20 protein-coding genes and 3 pseudogenes are annotated in these 18,739 nt (G+C 61.6%); 10 read left to right on the top strand and 13 right to left on the bottom strand.

The window, feature by feature from the left end:
* The first annotated feature begins 54 nt into the window (after nucleotides 1-54).
* A complete protein-coding gene (locus BLU17_RS11075; RefSeq protein ID WP_091996777.1) occupies nucleotides 55-642 on the top strand; it encodes a flavin reductase family protein in 588 nt (195 codons plus the stop codon).
* A 22-nt stretch (nucleotides 643-664) separates the two neighbouring features.
* Here BLU17_RS11075 and BLU17_RS33730 read toward each other — a convergent pair.
* Nucleotides 665-1,173 (bottom strand): annotated as a pseudogene (locus BLU17_RS33730) (MFS transporter); the annotation flags it as partial.
* A gap of 93 nt (nucleotides 1,174-1,266) precedes the next feature.
* Between BLU17_RS33730 and BLU17_RS34390 the strand changes: the two are divergent.
* The 3 genes and pseudogenes from BLU17_RS34390 to acuI form a co-directional block, all read left to right on the top strand.
* Nucleotides 1,267-1,428: pseudogene (locus BLU17_RS34390) on the top strand (LysR family transcriptional regulator); the annotation flags it as partial.
* A gap of 66 nt (nucleotides 1,429-1,494) precedes the next feature.
* Nucleotides 1,495-2,130: an acrylate utilization transcriptional regulator AcuR gene (gene acuR, locus BLU17_RS11060; protein WP_091996775.1), complete on the top strand. Its 636-nt coding sequence runs from the start codon at nucleotides 1,495-1,497 to the stop codon at nucleotides 2,128-2,130.
* A 46-nt stretch (nucleotides 2,131-2,176) separates the two neighbouring features.
* A complete protein-coding gene (gene acuI / locus BLU17_RS11055) occupies nucleotides 2,177-3,160 on the top strand; it encodes an acrylyl-CoA reductase (NADPH) (protein WP_091996774.1) in 984 nt (327 codons plus the stop codon).
* Nucleotides 3,161-3,312: 152 nt separating this feature from the next.
* Here acuI and BLU17_RS11050 read toward each other — a convergent pair whose 3' ends face one another.
* Nucleotides 3,313-4,518 carry a hypothetical protein gene (locus BLU17_RS11050; RefSeq protein ID WP_245746808.1) on the bottom strand — a complete coding sequence of 402 codons (1,206 nt, stop codon included), beginning with the start codon at nucleotides 4,516-4,518 and terminating at the stop codon, nucleotides 3,313-3,315.
* A gap of 19 nt (nucleotides 4,519-4,537) precedes the next feature.
* Nucleotides 4,538-4,993: a hypothetical protein gene (locus tag BLU17_RS33725; protein ID WP_245746807.1), complete on the bottom strand. Its 456-nt coding sequence runs from the start codon at nucleotides 4,991-4,993 to the stop codon at nucleotides 4,538-4,540.
* A 508-nt stretch (nucleotides 4,994-5,501) separates the two neighbouring features.
* Between BLU17_RS33725 and pstS the strand changes: the two genes are divergently transcribed.
* Nucleotides 5,502-6,506 (top strand): phosphate ABC transporter substrate-binding protein PstS, encoded by a 1,005-nt coding sequence (gene pstS, locus BLU17_RS11045; protein ID WP_091996773.1) that lies wholly within the window; start codon nucleotides 5,502-5,504, stop codon nucleotides 6,504-6,506.
* A gap of 58 nt (nucleotides 6,507-6,564) precedes the next feature.
* Entirely contained in the window at nucleotides 6,565-6,762 is a 198-nt protein-coding gene (locus BLU17_RS11040; RefSeq protein WP_091996772.1) for a DUF3562 domain-containing protein, read from the top strand.
* A gap of 69 nt (nucleotides 6,763-6,831) precedes the next feature.
* Here the strand turns inward: BLU17_RS11040 and BLU17_RS11035 are convergent, their stop codons facing one another.
* Together BLU17_RS11035 and BLU17_RS11030 are read right to left on the bottom strand one after the other, a co-directional pair.
* Nucleotides 6,832-7,080: a hypothetical protein gene (locus BLU17_RS11035; RefSeq protein WP_091996771.1), complete on the bottom strand. Its 249-nt coding sequence runs from the start codon at nucleotides 7,078-7,080 to the stop codon at nucleotides 6,832-6,834.
* A gap of 74 nt (nucleotides 7,081-7,154) precedes the next feature.
* Nucleotides 7,155-7,397 carry a hypothetical protein gene (locus tag BLU17_RS11030; protein WP_091996770.1) on the bottom strand — a complete coding sequence of 81 codons (243 nt, stop codon included), beginning with the start codon at nucleotides 7,395-7,397 and terminating at the stop codon, nucleotides 7,155-7,157.
* Nucleotides 7,398-7,764: 367 nt separating this feature from the next.
* On the opposite strand from BLU17_RS11030, the gene BLU17_RS11025 reads away from it, so the two are divergent.
* Nucleotides 7,765-8,622, top strand: coding sequence for a class I SAM-dependent methyltransferase (locus tag BLU17_RS11025; protein ID WP_143189228.1), 858 nt, complete (start codon nucleotides 7,765-7,767; stop codon nucleotides 8,620-8,622).
* 35 nt (nucleotides 8,623-8,657) lie between these two features.
* Entirely contained in the window at nucleotides 8,658-9,827 is a 1,170-nt protein-coding gene (locus BLU17_RS11020; protein WP_245746806.1) for a GNAT family N-acetyltransferase, read from the top strand.
* A 24-nt stretch (nucleotides 9,828-9,851) separates the two neighbouring features.
* Here BLU17_RS11020 and BLU17_RS11015 read toward each other — a convergent pair whose 3' ends face one another.
* The 7 genes from BLU17_RS11015 to BLU17_RS10985 all read right to left on the bottom strand — a co-directional run bounded on the left by BLU17_RS11015 (nucleotide 9,852) and on the right by BLU17_RS10985 (nucleotide 14,556).
* Entirely contained in the window at nucleotides 9,852-11,204 is a 1,353-nt protein-coding gene (locus BLU17_RS11015) for an MFS transporter (RefSeq protein ID WP_091996768.1), read from the bottom strand.
* A 132-nt stretch (nucleotides 11,205-11,336) separates the two neighbouring features.
* The gene (locus tag BLU17_RS11010; RefSeq protein WP_245746805.1) at nucleotides 11,337-11,738 is read right to left on the bottom strand and encodes a hypothetical protein; all 402 of its coding nucleotides are present in this window, start codon (nucleotides 11,736-11,738) and stop codon (nucleotides 11,337-11,339) included.
* A 117-nt stretch (nucleotides 11,739-11,855) separates the two neighbouring features.
* A complete protein-coding gene (gene arsB / locus BLU17_RS11005) occupies nucleotides 11,856-12,929 on the bottom strand; it encodes an ACR3 family arsenite efflux transporter (RefSeq protein WP_091996767.1) in 1,074 nt (357 codons plus the stop codon).
* A complete protein-coding gene (locus BLU17_RS11000; protein WP_091996766.1) occupies nucleotides 12,916-13,437 on the bottom strand; it encodes an arsenate reductase ArsC in 522 nt (173 codons plus the stop codon). The genes arsB and BLU17_RS11000 overlap by 14 nt, the downstream gene beginning before the upstream one ends.
* Nucleotides 13,434-13,889: an ArsI/CadI family heavy metal resistance metalloenzyme gene (locus BLU17_RS10995; RefSeq protein ID WP_091996765.1), complete on the bottom strand. Its 456-nt coding sequence runs from the start codon at nucleotides 13,887-13,889 to the stop codon at nucleotides 13,434-13,436. Before BLU17_RS10995 ends, BLU17_RS11000 begins: the two co-directional genes overlap by 4 nt.
* A complete protein-coding gene (locus tag BLU17_RS10990; protein ID WP_091996764.1) occupies nucleotides 13,886-14,218 on the bottom strand; it encodes an ArsR/SmtB family transcription factor in 333 nt (110 codons plus the stop codon). Before BLU17_RS10990 ends, BLU17_RS10995 begins: the two co-directional genes overlap by 4 nt.
* 107 nt (nucleotides 14,219-14,325) lie before the next feature.
* Nucleotides 14,326-14,556 carry a hypothetical protein gene (locus BLU17_RS10985; protein WP_091996763.1) on the bottom strand — a complete coding sequence of 77 codons (231 nt, stop codon included), beginning with the start codon at nucleotides 14,554-14,556 and terminating at the stop codon, nucleotides 14,326-14,328.
* 233 nt (nucleotides 14,557-14,789) lie between these two features.
* Between BLU17_RS10985 and BLU17_RS10980 the strand changes: the two genes are divergently transcribed.
* Nucleotides 14,790-16,736 (top strand): putative bifunctional diguanylate cyclase/phosphodiesterase, encoded by a 1,947-nt coding sequence (locus tag BLU17_RS10980; RefSeq protein ID WP_091996762.1) that lies wholly within the window; start codon nucleotides 14,790-14,792, stop codon nucleotides 16,734-16,736.
* Between the two features lie 298 nt (nucleotides 16,737-17,034).
* Here BLU17_RS10980 and BLU17_RS10975 read toward each other — a convergent pair whose 3' ends face one another.
* The gene (locus tag BLU17_RS10975; protein ID WP_091996761.1) at nucleotides 17,035-17,499 is read right to left on the bottom strand and encodes an Lrp/AsnC family transcriptional regulator; all 465 of its coding nucleotides are present in this window, start codon (nucleotides 17,497-17,499) and stop codon (nucleotides 17,035-17,037) included.
* Nucleotides 17,500-17,632: 133 nt separating this feature from the next.
* On the opposite strand from BLU17_RS10975, the pseudogene BLU17_RS10970 reads away from it, so the two are divergent.
* Nucleotides 17,633-18,677: pseudogene (locus BLU17_RS10970) on the top strand (zinc-dependent alcohol dehydrogenase family protein).
* Nucleotides 18,678-18,739 lie beyond the last annotated feature (62 nt).

Genomic DNA, 18,739 nt, shown 5'->3' with positions numbered 1-18,739 from the left:
CCGTTTCTGTTGTAAAGTCGCCCGGGTTCCGACTCACACCACATCAAGCGCCCGATGAAAACCCTTTCGACTTTCGCGCCGGTGGCGCTCGAACACGCGAGCCGCCTCATCAACCATGGCCCCACCATCCTCGTCACGAGCAGCGACGCCAAACGTCGCAACGTCATGGCGGCCGCATGGTCCATGCCTGTGGAATTCACGCCGCCGCGCATTGCCGTCGTCATCGACAAGCGCACGTTTACGCGCGAACTGATCAACGCGAGCGGCACGTTCGGCGTAATCATTCCGGGCGCCGCCGCCCTTGACCTCACATATGCCGTGGGCAGCGTGAGCGGCCGCGAGATCGACAAATTCGAGCGCTTCGGAATCGCCGCCGTTGCGGGCCCGAAGCTCGGACTACCTCTGCTGGAAGCGGGTTGCTCCGCGTGGATGGAATGCCGACTGATTCCCGAGCCGCATACCGAAGACGCCTACGACACGTGTTTTGGCGAAGTGATCGCCGCTGCGGCCGATCCGCGCGCGTTCCGCCATGGCCACTGGGAACTCGACAGCAGCAACGCGGACCTGCACACGATCCACCATCTCGGCGCCGGCAATTTCGTGCGCGCCGGCGACACGATCAAGGCGCGCGAACTGCCTTAGCGCGAAAGACGCTGCTGCGCCGTCACGCCGTTTCGAGTTCGCGACCGCGCGTTTCGGGCAGCGTGAGCGCCGCGACGATCCGCACGCCATAGGCCGCCATCGCAAACATCCGATGCCCGGTCCGGGACCGAACTGCTTCGCAAGTGCGCCGATCGCGTGGCCCGCGTTGTAGCAGAAGCCCTGCCCCGAGCCGCGCACGCATTTGGGAAAGCGCTCCGTGAAGAACGCGCCCGTGCCCTGGAAAATGCCGGACGCGAAGAAACCGGGCGGAAAACCGAGCCACAGCATCGAGCCGGTTCGTGAGCGGCGGCAACGTATAGGCAAACGCAATCGCCATGGAGTCCGTCGCGAACGGGATGAGCTTGCGGCCGAGCCGGTCGGTGCGCCATGCGCTCGACCGGTAGCCCGCATACGAGCCGGCGATGATCGTCGCGAGCTAGCCCCCAGGGGGCCCATCATGGTGAGATGGCACTCGCTTTTCAGGAACGTAGGCAGCGAGGTGATGATCGCGCAATAGCCGCCTTGCACGCCCGCCCAGCTGGACGCCGGCGCGCGAATCACGAAAGACGGCATCTGCGTGTCCATGCCGTCGAGCATGTAGCCGACCTTGCAACTCCAGAACGCCTGATCGAATTGCCCCTGCGGCCTTCGCGGCCTTCGATCGTCGTTTCGACGTCACGCCGCGCCGATGCGCCGCTATCCACGCACGGCGCTGCGAACGCGGCGCGCACGGCATGCCATGAGTCTTGCGCGCGCGGCGAAACCCGGCTGATCGAGCGATTTTGAATCGTGTGCGTGGTTGGCACCGCCGCCTGCTTGAATTTTATAGACGATCAGTCTAATATCCGCCTCATGGAACCGACTACTGTCAAACCGCGTCGCGGCAGACCGCCCAAAGACCCGCGCGCGCATGCGGACACGCGTGCATCGCTCGTCCGCGCCGGCATGGAAATGCTGACCGAACAGAGCTTTGCCGCTACGGGACTCGACGCTGTGCTCAAGCGCGTGAACATCCCCAAAGGCTCGTTCTATCACTATTTCGAAAGCAAGGAAGCGTTCGCGCGCGAACTCATGGCCGCGTACGATGCATACTTCTGCGCAAAACTCGATCGCTGGCTGCTCGACGACACGCGCCCCGCACTCGAGCGACTCGGCGCGTTCGTAAAAGACGCCGGCAAGGGCATGGCCCGCCACGGCTATACGCGCGGTTGCCTCGTTGGCAACCTGGGCGTGGAAGTCGGCATCCTGCCCGAGGACTTCCGCGAAACGCTCGAACGCATTCTGCAGGGCTGGCAGGCGCGTATCGTGGCATGCCTGCGCGAGGCCCAACGCGAAGGCGTACTTGCAAAGCGAATCGACCTTGCCTCGCTGGCTGCATTTTTCTGGATCGGCTGGGAAGGCGCCGTGCTGCGCGCCCGGCTCGCGCGCAGCGCCGCTCCGCTCGACACGTTCTTTAGAGGGTTCATCGCCGGATTGCCCGCCGCGTAAGCGCATGCGAAGGCAATCGTTCATCGCTTAAGGAGCACGACACATCATGTTCAAGGCTATTTTTATCGATAAGGATTCCGGATCATATGAAGCGGGCATCGCCGAACTGGACGACGAGCGCCTACCCGAAGGCGACGTGCTCGTCGAAGTCGGCTACAGCACGCTGAACTACAAGGACGGGCTCGCAATCACCGGTAAAGGCCCCGTCGTACGCAATTTCCCCATGGTTCCCGGCATCGACTTCGCGGGCACGGTCGCGCAGAGCGCCAATGCTGCGTACGTCGTGGGCGATGCGGTCGTGCTCAACGGCTGGGGCGTCGGCGAACAGCATTGGGGCGGGCTCGCCCAGAAAGCGCGTGTCAAAGGCGAATGGCTCATTCCGCTACCCTCGGGTTTCACGCCTCGCCAGGCGATGGCGGTCGGCACAGCCGGATATACGGCCATGCTCTGCATCCTCGCGCTGGAACGGCACGGTATCACGCCCACGCATGGCGACGTGCTCGTGACAGGCGCAAGCGGTGGCGTGGGGAGTTTTGCCATTGCCTTGCTCGCGCGCCGAGGCTACCGCGTGGTGGCCTCGACCGGAAGACTTCAGGAATCCGAATATCTAAAACAACTCGGTGCGGCCGAGGTCATCGATCGCGCCCAGTTGTCCGGGCCGGGCCGCCCGCTGCAAAAGGAGCGCTGGGCGGCCGCGATCGATTCGGTCGGCGGCCACACGTTGGCGAACGTCTGCGCGAGCCTGGGCGCGGACGGCGTCGTCGCGGCCTGCGGCCTTGCGCAAGGCATGGACTTCCCGGCAACGGTCGCCCCTTTCATCCTGCGCGGTGTGAGCCTCCTCGGCATCAATAGCGTCACGCGCCCGTTTGCCGAACGTCGGCAGGCCTGGCAAGCATTGGGAGAAACGCTCGATCTGGAAAAACTGGACACGATCACACACGAAATCGCCCTTGCCGATGCGATTCCGGCTGCAAGCGCTCTGCTTGCCGGCCAGGTTCGCGGGCGCCTCGTGGTCGATGTCAACCAGTAAGGCTCGCGGCGGCGGCGAAATCACTCTTACGATTTCGCCACCTTCGCGAATGCGCGCGACGCCGGGAAGTCAGTTCATCCAGTGCGCCATACGGCTTTGTGCGTGAATCCCGCTTCGAGTGCGACCTGACGCCCGTATACGCCGCCGAGCGCTCAGAACCACTTGCCGAACAGACCGCCCGGCGCGAGCGACACACCGCGCAGCACTTCGCCGAAGCCCGCGTTACGCAGCGTAACGAAGCGCTCGTTCGCAGCGCCCGAGGCCGTCGTATTGCGCAGCTTGTCGCGCACGGCAACGAGACGATTCGGGTCCGCGCCCTGATCGCCATTGCCGCTCACCATCGAGGTGATCGCCCAGATCGTGACCGTGCCGTCGTTTTCGACGTGGCCCGTGATATTGCGCAGACCGTCAGTCGCCGGCGACCAGGGCAAGCTGGTCGCGCTGTTGGTGCCGACCGGATAGCCCGGCACGGTGTAGGAAGCACCCAGATTCAGGCCATTCTGCAGCGTATACGCGAGCTTCCACGATTTCGCTCCCGCGTTGTACACCCACTTTTGCAGGCCCGCCCCGGTCTGCTGCGCGGCGTGTGTGTACAGGTCCGTGCCGCCGACATAGCCGTCGCCTTCGTCGGCAACGTAAAGCGTATTGGCGTCGGCGAACCACAAACCGAACGGATAGGCCAGCGTCGTCGCCGACTTGTTGGGCGTCGCCGGGAAACCCGCAAGCACGCACACGTTGTCCGGCAAGCCGTTGGCTGCAACCGTGGACGCGTCGTACGCAAGCGGATTGGCCGGCAGTTTCGCACCCGCCACCGGCACGCCAACACCGCCCGAGAGGCAAGCCTTGCCCGTCGTATCGACGAAGTACACGGTGTTCACGCCGTTGCTGCCGCTGCCCTTCGTGAAGTACACCACGTTGTTGAACACGGTCAGGCCGCGGTAATTGTCGTCCTTGCCAACCTTGTCGGCTTTCGCGCCAAGTTGGGTGACCGAAAAGCTCGCGAGCGGCGCCGGCGTCCCCGGCATTTGCTGCGCCTCGTGCTGATTCGTCGCCTCGATGAACTGCGCGCCGGCGCCGAGGATCACGCCCACCGGCTGCGGATTCGAGCCGTTACCCGCATTGCCCACCGTGTAATAGAAACCGTTGCCCTTGCCGTTGTCGTTGCCGTTGTTGAGCAACGCGCTACGGCCGTTGTTGCCGCTGTATGCGTTGGTTTCCGTAAAGGAAAAATGACCGTCTGCATCGAGACGCGCAACGGCGCGATAGTACGTCTGTCCATCAGGATTCGTCGGATCGATCACGCCCGGCGTATTCGAGTTCGACACGTCAATCGTATTGACCGGCGCGACATAGCCCATGAACGTCAGGTAGCGGCCATCACTCGACAGATTGAGAGCGAGTTCGGACTTCGAGCTGATCGTGGCCGTTGCCCGGATGCGTGCTGTTCGGCACCTCCAGCGTGCGGACCAGTTGTCCGCCCGGCGTGATCGCGTCGAGGAATATTCGCGACGTGATGCCGAAGCTCGGATCGTAAAGCACGTTGTTCCAGACGGCGGGATAGGTGCCGTCATAGGGTGCGCCGCCCGTCGGGCAGCTCGCCTGCACGCTATTGCAGTCGGGCGGCAGCGACATGCCCGGCGTAACGTTGCCCGACCGGTTGTCGTAGACGCTACGGCTCACGACGAGAAGACCCGAACCGCCGAAGAACGCGTCGGCGGTCTGCGCGGCCGCGCCGGCGCTCGCACAGGCAAGAACAACCGCAAGGGAAAGACGTGAAGGTCGTGCTGCAAGGCAAGAACCGCAAAACGCGGAGCGAAGTGTGCTGATGGCCATCTGTAGCGTCTCCGTAAGGGATTAAAAGCGTTTTGTCAAGACGAACCCGGGGCAATCGGACGTACCCTAGCGGCTATTTGTAAATAATTCGTTGCAGCTATGTGGCCTGGCGCACACTTTCCCTTCAGCGGAATTTGTCATGCTCCCTCCAGAGATCGATACGAAGACTTCCCATTTCGTTTGTTATCCTCACCATCCACTCGCGCCCGGCAACATCCTGATGGGATTGAATGCGGCTATTTCATTTACGCGATGCCAAGTGAATGCCCGGCCGCACGATAGCTGGATTCAATTTGAATCCGGGCTGTCACCGTCCTGTAATTAGCGGTATGCGGAGCGTTCAATGAAAGGAGGCGAGCGCCGGCCAGTAAGACGCAAAACCATTTGCCCGGACCGGCAGCCCTCGAAGAACCTTTAATGCCCAAACCAATCGGGCTCCGCGACATGCCGCAGCGCGTTCTAACGGGAGATGCCTGTGAGACCATTGCTCCCCCTGCTTGCCGCTCTCATGTGCGGCATTTGCGCAGTCACGTCCCGAGCAGAAGGCGTGACCGGCGCCGGCAGCACCTTCGCCGCGCCGCTCTATACCCGGTGGGCCGCAGATTACGAGAAGTCCGGCGGCGGCAAGGTCGTCTATCGCGGCACCGGCTCCATCGACGGCATCAAGGAAGTCTCGACACACGTGGTCGACTTCGCCGGATCCGATGCGCCACTCACGAACGAGCAATTGAGCAAGCAAGGGTTGCGGCAGTTTCCGACCGCCATCGGTGGCGTGGTGCCCGTCGTGAACCTTCCGGGCATCAAGGCCGGCCAGGTGATGCTGACCGGCGAAGTGCTCGGCCAGATCTTTCTCGGCAAGATCTTGTACTGGGACGACCCGGCCATCGTGCGGCTCAATCCCAACCTCAAGATGCCCGACACACCCATCGCCGTGGTACGACGCCTCGATGGCTCGGGCACGACGCTGATCTGGACGCACTATCTCTCGCAGGTCAGCCCCGAGTGGAAACGCAGGGTCGGTGAAGGAACCAGCGTTCACTGGCCGTTGGGGATCGGCGGCAAGGGCAACGAAGGCGTCGCCACGTTCGTCGGCTACTTGCCTGGCGCAATCGGTTATATCGCCTGGGACTTCACGAAGCAGAACCATCTAACCTATACGGCCATGACGAATGCGGCAGGCGTTGTCGTGGAACCCAGTGTCCAGACGTTCAGCGCGGCGGCCGCCAACGCCGACTGGTCCGCTTCGCTCTATCAGGTGTTGACCAATCAGCCCGGCAAGGATGCGTGGCCCGTGATGGGCGCGACATACGTGCTGCTGCAAGCCACGCCGGACAAGCCTGCGCACACTGAAGAAACATTGAAGTTCTTCGAATGGGCATTCACACACGGCGAACCAACGACCCAGGCGCTCGACTATATCCCGCTACCCTCCGCCGTCGTGGCGAAAATCCGCGCGCAATGGCACGCCGACAAAAGCGATGACGTCGTACGCAAGCCGATTGCCGACCAGTAAAGACACAGCGGATTTATGATGGACACTCGCCAGGCGCGCTTGCGCCAGGGAGGCGGTGATGAAACAGCCATCTGTAGCGGAAGTCGTGAAGGCCATTGCGGCAGAAACGCAAATGCCGATGGAAACCGTAGCAAAAATGTATGAGGAAACGTGGGCGGAATACAGCGAAGGCGCACGCATCAAGGATTATTTGACCGTGCTGGTCACGCGACGCGTGCGGGAAAACCTTCGCAACATGCGCACGAGTGCACACTGATTCCTTGCGTGCGCCACGGTGTACGCGCCACGCACGCACGCACGCACGCACGCACGCACGCACGCGACATTAACACTTGACCGCCTTGCGCTTGCGCGAGTCGGCTTTACGGCAAAGGTCGGTCAAGAGCCAGCGCGCAATGATCTCGGGGCGATGGGTTCCGTACTGAGCGAACTTGATTTCGTTCTCGAAGTAGACGATGACGCTACCCGACATCACGCGGTAAGCACCCGCGTAATTCACGCCATCCAGTTCGACATTCAAGGGATGCGTGGTTTCGTATTCTGCAAGAGCCAAGATAAGCGCGAAAATGTCCAAATTATGACAATATCGTTTCGCGCCGTCATTGGTCAAATAAATATGCGTTTTATTTCATTTTGGAGCGCGGCCCGTTACAGCGCCCGGTGAGTATGCCCCCTGAGTTCCGGCCGAACCGTTGCGGCGTTGCCAAGATTGCCATACGACGTTGCCGCGAACCACCGTTCGCCAACGGCGCTGCTCCAGGCATTCACCCAGCGCGTCGCCATCATTCTTTCGGTAGCCGCTTCGGCGCTCATCAGCCGCTTCATTGCCAGGCGCAGGCGGTACATTGCATACTGCTTGCGGCGCGCTTCAGTGTGCACTCGCGCGATCATTCATCGCCTCTTCGGTTGGATTACATAAACCCAAAGACCAGAAAGCCTATCTACACCGATACGTTCGAAGGCGGAGCTTCATTCGCGCAAGGTCGCGCGACGATGTTCATTAAGGCACGAAAGTATAGGCGGAGAAATCGGGGAGAGTATCGAGATCGTCATTCGCGTTGATTCGATTTCCCTTTCAATAACGATACGCCGCATATTACCGCGCTTGGAACCGCGATGATGCCGCCCTTTTGTCGCATTACAACCGATGAATGGCGGCATAGCTGCGGCCTTCCGCGCGATGATGGCACAAGGATAGATTCTGGAACGGTTCACGGCACGCAAATCCATGCGAACGACGACACACGGCGGCCCCCGAATGGCGCTCAGACGTGCGCTGAAACAACCCTTGCTGAATGCAGTAGCACGGTTGCCCGACAGCGTGCAGCGTGCCATGTTCATGCCGCCGGTACGTCGCGTCTGCATTCGCGTGCCGTTGCTGCGGGCCGTTTACTCCGGCTGCCTGCGCCGCCATCCCATCGACCTGCAATATGGCACGGACACGAGTGGTCTGGTCGACGCCACGATACTGCAGCGCGACGCAAGCCTCGTCGGCCAGTTGAGGCCTTACATGGGCTCGCAGCCGACCATCATCCGCCGCGCGCTCGACACGTTGGGCGACATCAGCGGCTATACGTTCGTCGATGTCGGCTGCGGAAAGGGCCGGCCGATGATCGTCGCTTCCGAATATCCTTTCTCCCTCGCCCTGGGCTATGACATCAGCGCGGACCTTGTGAGGACCGCGAACGCGAACGCGGTCGTCTTGGCGCGACGCTTTCCGCAACGGCCGCCCATCCGCGCCCTGCACGCCAACGTCGCCGATCTGAAGGTGCCGTCGGGCAACGTGGTCGTCTTCTTGTTCAATCCGTTCGGGCCCGAGTTGATGGCGTCGTTGCTGGAAAAGCTCGAGACGAGCCTTGCGAGCGGCGCGATCCAGCATTTGTTCGTCGTTTATGACAACCCCGTGTGCGGCAGCGTGTTCGACGGCTCGCTCCACTTGAAGCGCTGGTTTGCGGGCGTCTTTCCGTACGATCACGACGAGGTCGGCTTCGGACCGGAAGATCATGAAAGCGTCGTCATCTGGCAAAGCCTGCGCGGCGCGCGTGCCGACACGCACTCGGACCGCAATCGCCGCATTGCGATAAAAGACCGTCTCAGCGCTTCCCTTTCGGGTTGAATCATCAGCGCCACGAATTCATTGAGGAGACGCATGTGCCGACTTCCGCCGCTGCGCTGTATGAGTCGTCGCCGGCCGCCTCCTTGCGGCACGAACTGCGCGCCTGCGAGTCCCTCGAAGCATTTCGCGCAATCGAGCCGCAATGGCGCACGCTTTCCACGGCGGCCGATGGCCACTCGCCCTTCATCAGCTTTGCATATTGCGAGGCTGCCGTTGCGCGGGCACTAGCAAGCGGCGCGACGATCGAAGTCGCGACGGTGCACGACGCACACGAACTGCTCGCGCTGTGGCCTGTAGCGATCGTACGCAAAGGCGGCCTGCGAACCGCGCAGGCGCCTGGCTGCGGATGCGGCGAGGAATATGGCGGCCCGCTGATCGCCGATACGCGCCGCGCGGAACTCTACGCCGTCGCGCTTCAGGCGGTCATGCGGATTCATGCCGACGTGCTGCATATTCCAATGGTCGAAAACGGCAGCGCACTGCAGCACGCACTCGACGCCGTGCCGCAGTCGTGGGTGCAAGCCGCGCTGCCGCCTCGCTGGCGCGTGATGCCCGGATACTCGATAGGGCTGCGCGCCTATTCCGCATGGAACGATTTCCTCGCGACGCGACACTCCACGCTGCGTGCCGCGCTGCGTTCGAGCATCAAGCGGCTCCGGCGCGAAGGCGAAGTCAGTTTCGGATGGTGTGATACGGTCGAGGAAACGGAACGCGTGCTGATATGGCTATTCGCAAATAAACGCCAATGGGCGCTCAAACGCGGAATCGAATCGCCGTATTTGATGGACGACCGCACACGCGATTTTTTTATTGGCCTCGCGCAGAAAAACGACCCGAACAGTATGCCGCTCGTTGCTTGCATACAGGTCAATGGGCAGCCGGTGGCGGCCTCGGTCAACCTCGTCGGCACACGAACCGTCGAGTATCTGATCACGACGTACGACGAGGCGTTCAGCGTGTATTCCGTTGGCAACCTGCTGGTCGAATATATCGCCCAATGGGCACACGCGCACGGGCGCGATTTCGATTTCCGGCCGCTGCATGGCGATTACAAGGCGCGTTGGGCGGATCGCGAGACCCGGCATGAATCGCGCATCGTCGTGCTCAATGCGCGCGGGCGATTGATCGAGCTGGCGCTTTCATGGGAACAGGCAAAGCGCGTTTGCCGGAAGGCCGCGACGGTCGTTGCGGCGCATTCGAAATAAGCGGAGTTCGTGCGAGCGCGCCGCTCACGGCCTGACGACGCCGCGCGCCCTGTGCGTATCGCCATGCGCGAATTCATCGAGCGTTTCGAGCGCCGGGTTATGAGGAAGAATGAGTGCCGCGCCCGCGCCCACGAGCCCCGCACCGGCAAGACATAGCAGGCCCGCACCGAAGCCGCCCGTGCTGTCCTTGATCCAGCCCATCGCAAACGGGCCAAAAAAGCCCGCAAGATTGCCGAGCGAATTGACGGCGGCAATGCCGCCGGCGGCAGCCGCACCGGAAAGAAACGCGGCAGGCAACGTCCAGATCACGGGCAGGCAGCCGAAGATACCGAAACCCGCAACCGAAAGCGCCAGCATCTTGAGCACCGGACTGTCGAGCCCCGCGGCAGCCGCAATGCCGGCGGCCGCGACGGCCAGCGCGAATGCCACATGGCGCTTGCGCTCGAGGCGCCGGTCGGAATGCCTTCCCCACAGCACCATCGAAACGACGCCGACCACGTAAGGCAGCGCGGTCACGAAGCCGGTCTGCAGATTCGTGAGGCCAAACGCCTTGACGATCTGCGGCAGGAAAAAGCTCAGTCCGTAATTGGTTGCGTTCGCACCGAAGTAGATCAACGCCACGGCCAGCACGCGCAAATTGAAGAGCGCTTCCAGCACGCCGAACGTGCGCACCGCTTCGCGATGCCGGCGCTCCTGCGCCTGGCGCTCCACTAGCCAGCGGCGCTCGTCGTCGGCGAGCCAGCTTGCATCCGCTGGCTTGTCGGTCAGATAGAACAGCACGGCCACCGCGAGCACGAGCGCGGGCACCGCCTCGATCAGGTAAACCCATTGCCACCCCGCTAGTCCTCCTCGCCCGTCCAGCGAGAGCAGCGAACCCGAAATCGGGCCGCCAATCACCGTCGACAAGGGAATGGCCGCCATGAAATAACCCACCACGCGCCCGCGATATTTAGCGGGAAACCAGAGCGTGAGCAGAAAGATGATGCCGGGGAAGAAACCGGCCTCGGCAACGCCCAGCAAAATCCGCAGCCCATAGAACACGTGTGCGTTCGACATGCCCGTCAGCCGTGCGATATACGGAATGAACGCCATCGCGCCCGCGATGACGCCCCATGTGAACATGATGCGCGCGATCCAGCGCCGCGCGCCGAAGCGTTCGAGCAGCAAGTTCGACGGCACCTCGAAGAAAAAATAGGCAATGAAGAAGACGCCCGCACCAAAGCCAAATGCACTTGCCGAAAGATCGAGCGCCTTGTTCATCTGCAGCGCAGCAAAGCCGACGTTGACGCGGTCGAGATACGCCACGAAATAGCAGACGATCAGAAACGGCACGAGCCTTGCGGTTACGCGCGCCATGGTGCGGGTTTCGAGCTCCATAAGTGTCTCCTTCGAGGCGGGCATCGCGCTGCGATGTCGTGTGCCGGCCACGGACCGATCCGTTTGATGTCGTTAAAGACTAGTCGGTCATGGCGCGATACGAAAGACCGGTTCACATGATGGGACCGGCAATTAAAGCTTCGGGCACGAAAGCACCTGCAACGGCGCCGTCATGATGCCGGGTTGACCCTCGCCGGCGGGCGCGCCCCGCGGCCGCGTCGAGACGAGACGCACGCTGCCTGGCCCGGCGTTCGCGAGTGCATACTTCTCTTCGCTGCCCTGTGGTTGCCAATACGCGCGATACACGGGACCGTCGCTGAAGACGCGCAGCATGCCGTGTGTCGCTTCACCCGCGCTGACGAAATCGACCGCCTCTCCGCTGCGCAATGCGAAGCCGCCCGCGGCGTTCGCCCCCACGAGCCTGCCGCACGGCGGTGTTTCGTCGGGCGCGGAATCGGCGGCACATGCAGGCTGAATTGTCAGAAACGCCAAGGCGGAGCAGGACGACAACCCGAGCACAAGAGCCGTTTTCACACGCTACCTCGTGGACTCCTTATGATCTACGAAGGCCAGCAATCCGCGTTCCCGCATGTGAAAAGCCAAGCCCAAAAACGGCCGCGTTGCTTTGCACAATGACTCCGTTGCGCCGCGTTACCGGCTCGAACCGGCGGACTCGTACCAAACCCTCGAACGATTGACGACGGCAACGACCAGCAGCATGACCGGCACCTCGATCAGCACGCCCACCACCGTCGCGAGGGCAGCGCCGGAATGAAAGCCGAACAGGCTGATCGCCGTCGCGACGGCGAGCTCGAAGAAGTTGCTCGCGCCGATCAGACACGATGGGCCGGCCACGCAATGGGCAACGCCGAGCCTTCGGTTCAGCAGATACGCAAGCCCCGAGTTGAAGCAGACCTGGATCAGGATCGGCACGGCCAGCATGACGATGACGAGCGGTTCGGACAGGATGGCCTGCCCCTGGAACGCGAACAGCAGCACGAGCGTGAGCAGCAGCGCGCCGATCGACCACGGGCCGAAACGCGAGATCGTTTTCCGGAAATACGCGTCGCCCTTTGCAAGCAAGCGGCGGCGCAGCGCTTGCGCGAACGCGACGGGAATCAGGATGTACAACGCCACCGAGATCAGCAACGTATTCCACGGCACCGTAATCGATGAAAGTCCGAGCAGCAGCGCAACCAGCGGCGCAAACGCAACGACCATAACCGCATCGTTCAGTGCAACCTGCGACAGCGTGAAATACGGATCGCCCTTGCAAAGCTGCGACCACACGAACACCATCGCCGTGCAAGGCGCGGCAGCCAGCAGGATCAAGCCTGCGATGTAGCTGTCGAGCTGCGCGGCCGGCAGCCACGGCGCGAACACGTGACGGACGAACACCCAGCCGAGCAGCGCCATCGAAAACGGCTTCACGAGCCAGTTCACGAACAGCGTGACGCCGATCCCGCGCCACTGGCGGCCGACCTGCGCCATCGCCGAGAAGTCGATCTTCACCAGCATCGGCACGATCATCACCCAGATCAGCATGCCGACCGGCAGATTCACCTGCGCGACTTCGATCCCGCCGATCGCCTGGAACACTGACGGCAGCGCCCGGCCAAGCACGACGCCCGCGACGATGCACAGCGCGACCCACAGTGTCAGGTAGCGTTCGAAGAAGCCAATTGGAGGCCGGCTGCCATTGATTACCGTATCAGTGCGGGCCATCCGCTTCCTCCGGCGCGCGTTCGCCGATGGCCCGCAGCTCACGATGCATCGCGTTGTGGTCGAGCACGTGTAGCGGCAGATTCACGAACTGCGTCACGCGGTTCATGATCTGGCGGAAGACCCTGTCGAAGACCTGACGTTTCTCGTCGTCGGTCCCTTCGAAAGCGGCCGGGTCTTCGAAGCCCCAATGCGCGGTAAGCGGTTCGCCCGGCCAGAACGGGCAGGTTTCTCCCGCCGCCTGATCGCATACGGTAATGACGAAATCCATTTTTGGCGCGCCGGGCTTCGCGAACTCGTCCCAGCTCTTGCTGCGCAGTGCGGATGTGTCGTAGCCGAAAGCCGCGCAGCGCTCGGCCGCGAACGGATTCACCTTGCCGGTGGGATGACTGCCCGCGCTATACGCATGAAAGCGGCCTTTGCCGAGGATGTTGAACAGCGCTTCGGCCATGATGCTGCGCGCGCTGTTGCCCGTGCAGAGAATCAGTACGGAATAAACCTTGTCGCTCATGCGCGGCTCCGTGACGTAACGAGCGATTCGACCGGCGAGCAGCACGCGCCCGATGTCGCCGCGGGCGCGTGCGACATGCCATAAACGGGCGCAGATTCGAGCGTACGGAACGTCTCCCATGCAACGCCCTGCGGATCGACGGTCCATGCCTTGTCCGACTTCGCATAGCAGCAGGTCGTGCCGATCTGCTCGTCCACCGGCAAACCCGCAGCCGCGAAACGCGCGTTCATTTCGGCCAGCTCAGCTTCGGTTTCGACCTGGATGCCGATGTGATCGACGCCCAGCTTCGCCCCGCGCTTCGAAATCGCAAAGTTGACGGCCGGGTCGGCCAGCTCCCATTTGCAATAGTCGGGCTTGAGTACCGTGGGCTCGGCGTTGCCGAACATCGCGCGATAAAACCGGATGCTTTCGTCGAGGTTATCGACCGACACGTGAATATGCATGCGCTTCATTGTTTGCCTCCGCAGGCGCTTGGGAGATCGCTCGCGGCGCAATTCGCACCGGCGCAGCAATTCTCCGTGAGGAAACCGATCAAACCCGTCATGGCCTCGAAATTCGCCGTGTAAATCACGAAGCGCCCATCCTGCCGCGACTTCACCAATTCGGCGTGGGACAGGTCTTTCAGATGGAACGACAGGCTCGACGGAGCGACGCCCAGCTCCTGCGCGATTTCGCCGGCGGCCATGCCCTCCGGGCCGGCGACGACGAGCGCGCGGAAAATCGCGAGTCGCGATTCGTGGGCAAGCGCGCCCAGGGCGCGCACAACGAGGTTGGAGTCCATGAGCGCGAGCTTACACGCTTCGATTCCACATTTCAACGATTATCGAAATATAGATCGGTGGTGGACGATGCGGCGTCTCGCAGCGCGACCGGGGAGAACGGCGAATCTTAGGCCTCGCCTGCGTCTTTATCCAACACGTCGATATCGATCTGGAGCACGCGGCACACGTCGCGCACGAACTCTTCCATGGCGGCGGCGCACTCCGGGCTGCCCGGCGGAAAATCCTCCGGGTTCTTTTTGCCTTGTGCCCTGCGGATGACGCGAATGCTGGCCTCAAGCGCGCGCGCTTCGGCCCAGAGAGGATGTTTGTCGGGATATTCAGGAAGTTTGCGCGCCATGGCCGGTATTTCGGCACCCGTCACATGAACTTTAGGCCGCGCGTCATGCGAAAAAGCACAGTGGTCAAACTGAATGTTCGTCTATCCGTCGTCGTCGGACGGCCGATGGCAGCAACAGGAAACCGTGTCAATTCAATGCAGTCCGGCTAATGTCCGGCAGAATGCGGCCGTAAACCGATGCATTACATTTCGTTCCCGGCAGCGGCAAAGGGACAGCATCGATTCGCAAAGCAATGTTCAACGTTCTGGCTCAATATTGGGGGACGATTCGGCGCTCATTCGCCGCCGCGGACAGCGCTGCCCTCAAACAAGCTCAGTTGCGCGTGATGATCTATCAGCTTCCCATGATGTATGGGCTGCTGATCATCAACACATGGGGCATGGTGCTGCCCCACGAAGACGCCATTCCGGGCTGGCAGGGAGTCGCCTGCCCCGTCGTTTTCACGGGAATCTGCGTGCTGCGCGTGGTCTCATGGATAAGGCGGGCCAGGACCGGCGTGACCGCCGGGAATGCGGCCGCGATCATGCGCAACTCCGGCAGGCTGGCGTGGGTCTTCTCCATATCGTTCACGGCGTGGTCGCTGTCCCTCCTGCCCTACGGCGGCGCGGCATTCAAGCTCCACGTCGCCTTCTACATGGCCATCACGGTCATTGGCGTCATCTTTTGCCTGATGCACGTAATCAAGGCGGCCTTCACCGTCACAGCCATTGTGAACGGCGCGCTCGTGGTCACGTTTCTGAGCTCGGGAAACAGCGTCTTCCAGGCAATTGCGATCGATACGTCGCTGGTCTCGCTAGCCATGCTGGTCGTTTCATTCACCCATTTCAAGAATTTTTCGGACCTCGTTGCTGCGCAAGGCGAAAACAAGCGTCTCGCGAATATCGACAGTCTCACGAATCTCCCGAACCGGCGGGCGTTTTTCGCCTCGCTGGACAAACATTTCGATTCCGCCCAAACGTCTGGCAGCCGGCTCGCGGTGGGGCTGGTCGATCTCGATGGATTCAAGTCCGTCAACGACATCCACGGCCATTCCGTGGGCGACCACGTTCTCGCAGAAGTCGCGTCGCGCCTCGCAACAGCGGCTCGCGGCGCGACGACGCTTGCAAGGCTGGGCGGCGACGAGTTCGGCATCATCGTGACGGACGACTGCACCGATACCGGCCTCTCGCAGCTTGGCCTGAGCATCTGCGATGTCTTTCGTCATCCCGTGCTCGCCGGGGATATCTCCGTGCGACTCGGGGCGACAATCGGCTTTTCGACGTATCCGCATACCTCGCGAAACAAAGCGGACCTCTTCGAGGCGGCGGATTACGCGCTTTATGAAGGCAAACGCTGCTCGCGGGGCACGGTCACCATCTTTTCGGAGACCCACCGCAACGAGATCATCCGCGAGTCCCGGATCGCGCAGGCTCTGCGCTCCCCCGATCTGGGCAGCGAGCTTCACCTCGCCTTCCAGCCGATCTTCTCGCTCGACCAGCAGCGCACCGTCGGTTTCGAGGCCCTCGCGCGCTGGCAAAGCGCATTGCTCGGTACCGTCGCGCCCGGGGAGTTCATTCCCGCCGCGGAACGCAGCGGCGTCATCAACGAATTGACCCTCGCGCTGTTTACGAAGGCGTTAGCCTGCGCGAAACAGTGGCCGGCGCATATCGGCCTGTCCTTTAACCTCTCCGCTCACGATTTCGCCAGCGAGCCGACGGTGAAAGAACTGGCGCAGCGCATTCTCAGCAGCGGTATCGAGCCAGCCCGGCTCGACTTCGAAATAACCGAAACGGCGATGGCCAACGACTTCGACCAGGTCCAGAAGACGGCCGACGTGTTGCGCGGTCTGGGCTGCGGCTTGTCCGTCGACGATTTCGGCACCGGTTATTCAAGTCTTTCCTACCTGTGCAATCTCCCGCTCACGCGCCTGAAGATCGACAGGACGTTTGTCAGCGGTCTCAAGAAAGGGACGACGGCGTTCACGGTCGTTCGCACGCTGCTCAATCTCAGCCGGCAGATGGCGCTCGACTGCGTGATCGAAGGTGTCGAAACTGCAGCCGAACTAAAAACGGTTGCCGCACTCGGCGCAACCCTTGTTCAGGGGTACTACTGTTCTCGGCCCATGGATGCGCCGGCCGTCGCTGCATTTCTGAAAAAAGAAGAAGGTGTAGAGGAACCCGATTGGCTTCCGGAAAATTAATCAAATAACTTCCGTTCTAGCCAGATTACGATTTCAAAGTCGAGGTAATTCAGCCGGTCCGTTACCCAAATTACTTTCGGGTTCCCGCACCCGCTCGTCAACACGACGGTGCATTCAGAACCAGCACCGCAGGTATCGCGTCGATCATGCGCTCGAATGCCTTCGCGCGGTCCACCCAGCGCAATAATGGTCTGATACCGGGAAGCCGGAGGCAGCTATGCGGAGGAGGGGTATCCATTTATCCATTTCCGCACGGACGCAGTAATCACGAGAACAAGCATGAGCCCAAAGGGCAAGCCTATATGATCGGCAGGCGCCTCGTCGATTTTACCTGGCGCAAGGAGATACTCGAGCGTATGCCAAAAACGCCGGGGAGTTTTCTCAGGACCTTTTCCACGAAGCGACTATAGTCGTCGAGATCGGCTGCGACCACATGGAGCAGATAGTCTGCTTCTCCCGTCGTGTTGTCGCAGGCCAGTATGTTCGGGCTGGCCTGAATGATCCTTTCGAATTCTGCCGTGACCTCCTCCGAATGTTGCGTACACACGATCTGCACATATGCCATTACGCCCAACCCGAGTTTTCGCCGGTTAAGTGCCGTGTAGTAACCGTCTATCAGTCCCGCATCCTCCAGCCGTTTCAGCCGCCGCCAGCACGACGTCTCGCTCAAGGAAAAAAGCACGGCCAGTTTTGAATTGGAAATCCGCCCGTCCCGCTGGAGCTGGTCAAGAATGCCGCGATCGATGCTGTCCAGCTTTTCCATGAAATTTCCTTTCCCATATCGGCGGGACCCCGAAGGCATGTTCCGGAAGGTTCCGATATAGACCAGAAAATAGAAAGATAAACCCGTCATTTCCGGGATATATTGCATCAATCATGCGATATGAGATGGAAAAATGAAAGCCGCAGTCTACGAATCTTTCGGCGCCACCCCCAAACTGATGAATGTGGCCGATCCGACCCCGGCCCCCACGGCGTGGTCATCCAGGTCATGGCGACCGGCGTGTGCCGGAGCGACTGGCACGGCTGGATGGGCCACGATCCAGATATTGTGCTTCCGCACGTCCCGGGGCACGAACTGGCCGGCATCGTCGCGGCAGTCGGCTCAAACGTAAAGCGCTGGAGGGTCGGCGATCGCGTAACGGTCCCGTTCGTGGCTGGATGCGGTCACTGCCCGGAGTGTCATTCAGGTAACCAGCAGGTTTGCGAAAGCCAGTTCCAGCCCGGCTTCACCCACTGGGGCTCGTTTGCCGAATACGTCGGCATCCATTACGCTGACCTCAACCTGGTGCGCCTCCCGGACGCGCTCGACTTCGCGACTGCCGCAAGCCTTGGCTGCCGCTTTGCGACCTCGTTCCGTGCCGTGGTCGATCAAGGTAAAACCTCCGCCGGCCAGTGGGTTGCGGTGCATGGCTGCGGCGGCGTCGGCCTGTCGGCGATCATGATCGCAAACGCGATCGGCGCGAATGTAGTCGCCGTCGACATTTCGGAGCGGGCACTGGAACTGGCGGAATCGGTGGGTGCCGTTGCAACCGTCAATGCTGCGCGTGTGGCGAATGTGGTTGAGGCCGTGAAGGAAATCACACAGGGTGGCGCGCATGTTTCGCTCGATGCGCTTGGCCATCCGACGACCTGTTTTCACTCGATCGACAATCTGCGTCGTCGCGGCAAGCACATACAAGTCGGCCTGATGCCTGGCGATCACCCGACGCCGCAAGTGCCGATGAGTCAGGTCATTGCACACGAACTGGAGATTTTAGGTAGCCACGGCATGCAGGCACACCGCTATGGCGCAATGCTGGACATGGTCCATTCAGGCAAACTGCAACCGGGCCGGTTGATTAGCAAGAAAATCAGCCTGGGCGCATCGATAGATGCACTGATGAACATGAACAGTTCGAAGGCGTCGGCGTGACGGTCATCACGGATTTTGTGTCGTAAGGCAAGAGACCGTCCGGTCGGAACGCTGAAGCGCCACTCGCTCCCCCACCTCTTCACAACTG

This window comes from Paraburkholderia lycopersici (assembly GCF_900096975.1).
GTDB lineage: Bacteria > Pseudomonadota > Gammaproteobacteria > Burkholderiales > Burkholderiaceae > Paraburkholderia > Paraburkholderia lycopersici.
Note: the sequence above shows the minus strand (reverse complement) of the source record. Positions and strands in the feature narration are given on the sequence as shown.

Excerpts from the sequence above, each read along its gene's own strand:
- BLU17_RS11075 (WP_091996777.1), top strand. The coding sequence starts at position 55 with ATGAAAACCCTTTCGACTTTCGCGCCGGTGGCGCTCGAACACGCGAGC.
- acuR (WP_091996775.1), top strand. The coding sequence starts at position 1,495 with ATGGAACCGACTACTGTCAAACCGCGTCGCGGCAGACCGCCCAAAGAC.
- acuI (WP_091996774.1), top strand. The coding sequence starts at position 2,177 with ATGTTCAAGGCTATTTTTATCGATAAGGATTCCGGATCATATGAAGCG.
- BLU17_RS11050 (WP_245746808.1), bottom strand. The coding sequence starts at position 4,518 with ATGGGCTATGTCGCGCCGGTCAATACGATTGACGTGTCGAACTCGAAT.
- BLU17_RS33725 (WP_245746807.1), bottom strand. The coding sequence starts at position 4,993 with ATGGCCATCAGCACACTTCGCTCCGCGTTTTGCGGTTCTTGCCTTGCA.
- pstS (WP_091996773.1), top strand. The coding sequence starts at position 5,502 with ATGTGCGGCATTTGCGCAGTCACGTCCCGAGCAGAAGGCGTGACCGGC.
- BLU17_RS11040 (WP_091996772.1), top strand. The coding sequence starts at position 6,565 with ATGAAACAGCCATCTGTAGCGGAAGTCGTGAAGGCCATTGCGGCAGAA.
- BLU17_RS11030 (WP_091996770.1), bottom strand. The coding sequence starts at position 7,397 with ATGATCGCGCGAGTGCACACTGAAGCGCGCCGCAAGCAGTATGCAATG.
- BLU17_RS11025 (WP_143189228.1), top strand. The coding sequence starts at position 7,765 with ATGGCGCTCAGACGTGCGCTGAAACAACCCTTGCTGAATGCAGTAGCA.
- BLU17_RS11015 (WP_091996768.1), bottom strand. The coding sequence starts at position 11,204 with ATGGAGCTCGAAACCCGCACCATGGCGCGCGTAACCGCAAGGCTCGTG.
- arsB (WP_091996767.1), bottom strand. The coding sequence starts at position 12,929 with ATGGCCCGCACTGATACGGTAATCAATGGCAGCCGGCCTCCAATTGGC.
- BLU17_RS11000 (WP_091996766.1), bottom strand. The coding sequence starts at position 13,437 with ATGAGCGACAAGGTTTATTCCGTACTGATTCTCTGCACGGGCAACAGC.
- BLU17_RS10995 (WP_091996765.1), bottom strand. The coding sequence starts at position 13,889 with ATGAAGCGCATGCATATTCACGTGTCGGTCGATAACCTCGACGAAAGC.
- BLU17_RS10990 (WP_091996764.1), bottom strand. The coding sequence starts at position 14,218 with ATGGACTCCAACCTCGTTGTGCGCGCCCTGGGCGCGCTTGCCCACGAA.
- BLU17_RS10985 (WP_091996763.1), bottom strand. The coding sequence starts at position 14,556 with ATGGCGCGCAAACTTCCTGAATATCCCGACAAACATCCTCTCTGGGCC.
- BLU17_RS10980 (WP_091996762.1), top strand. The coding sequence starts at position 14,790 with ATGTTCAACGTTCTGGCTCAATATTGGGGGACGATTCGGCGCTCATTC.
- BLU17_RS10975 (WP_091996761.1), bottom strand. The coding sequence starts at position 17,499 with ATGGAAAAGCTGGACAGCATCGATCGCGGCATTCTTGACCAGCTCCAG.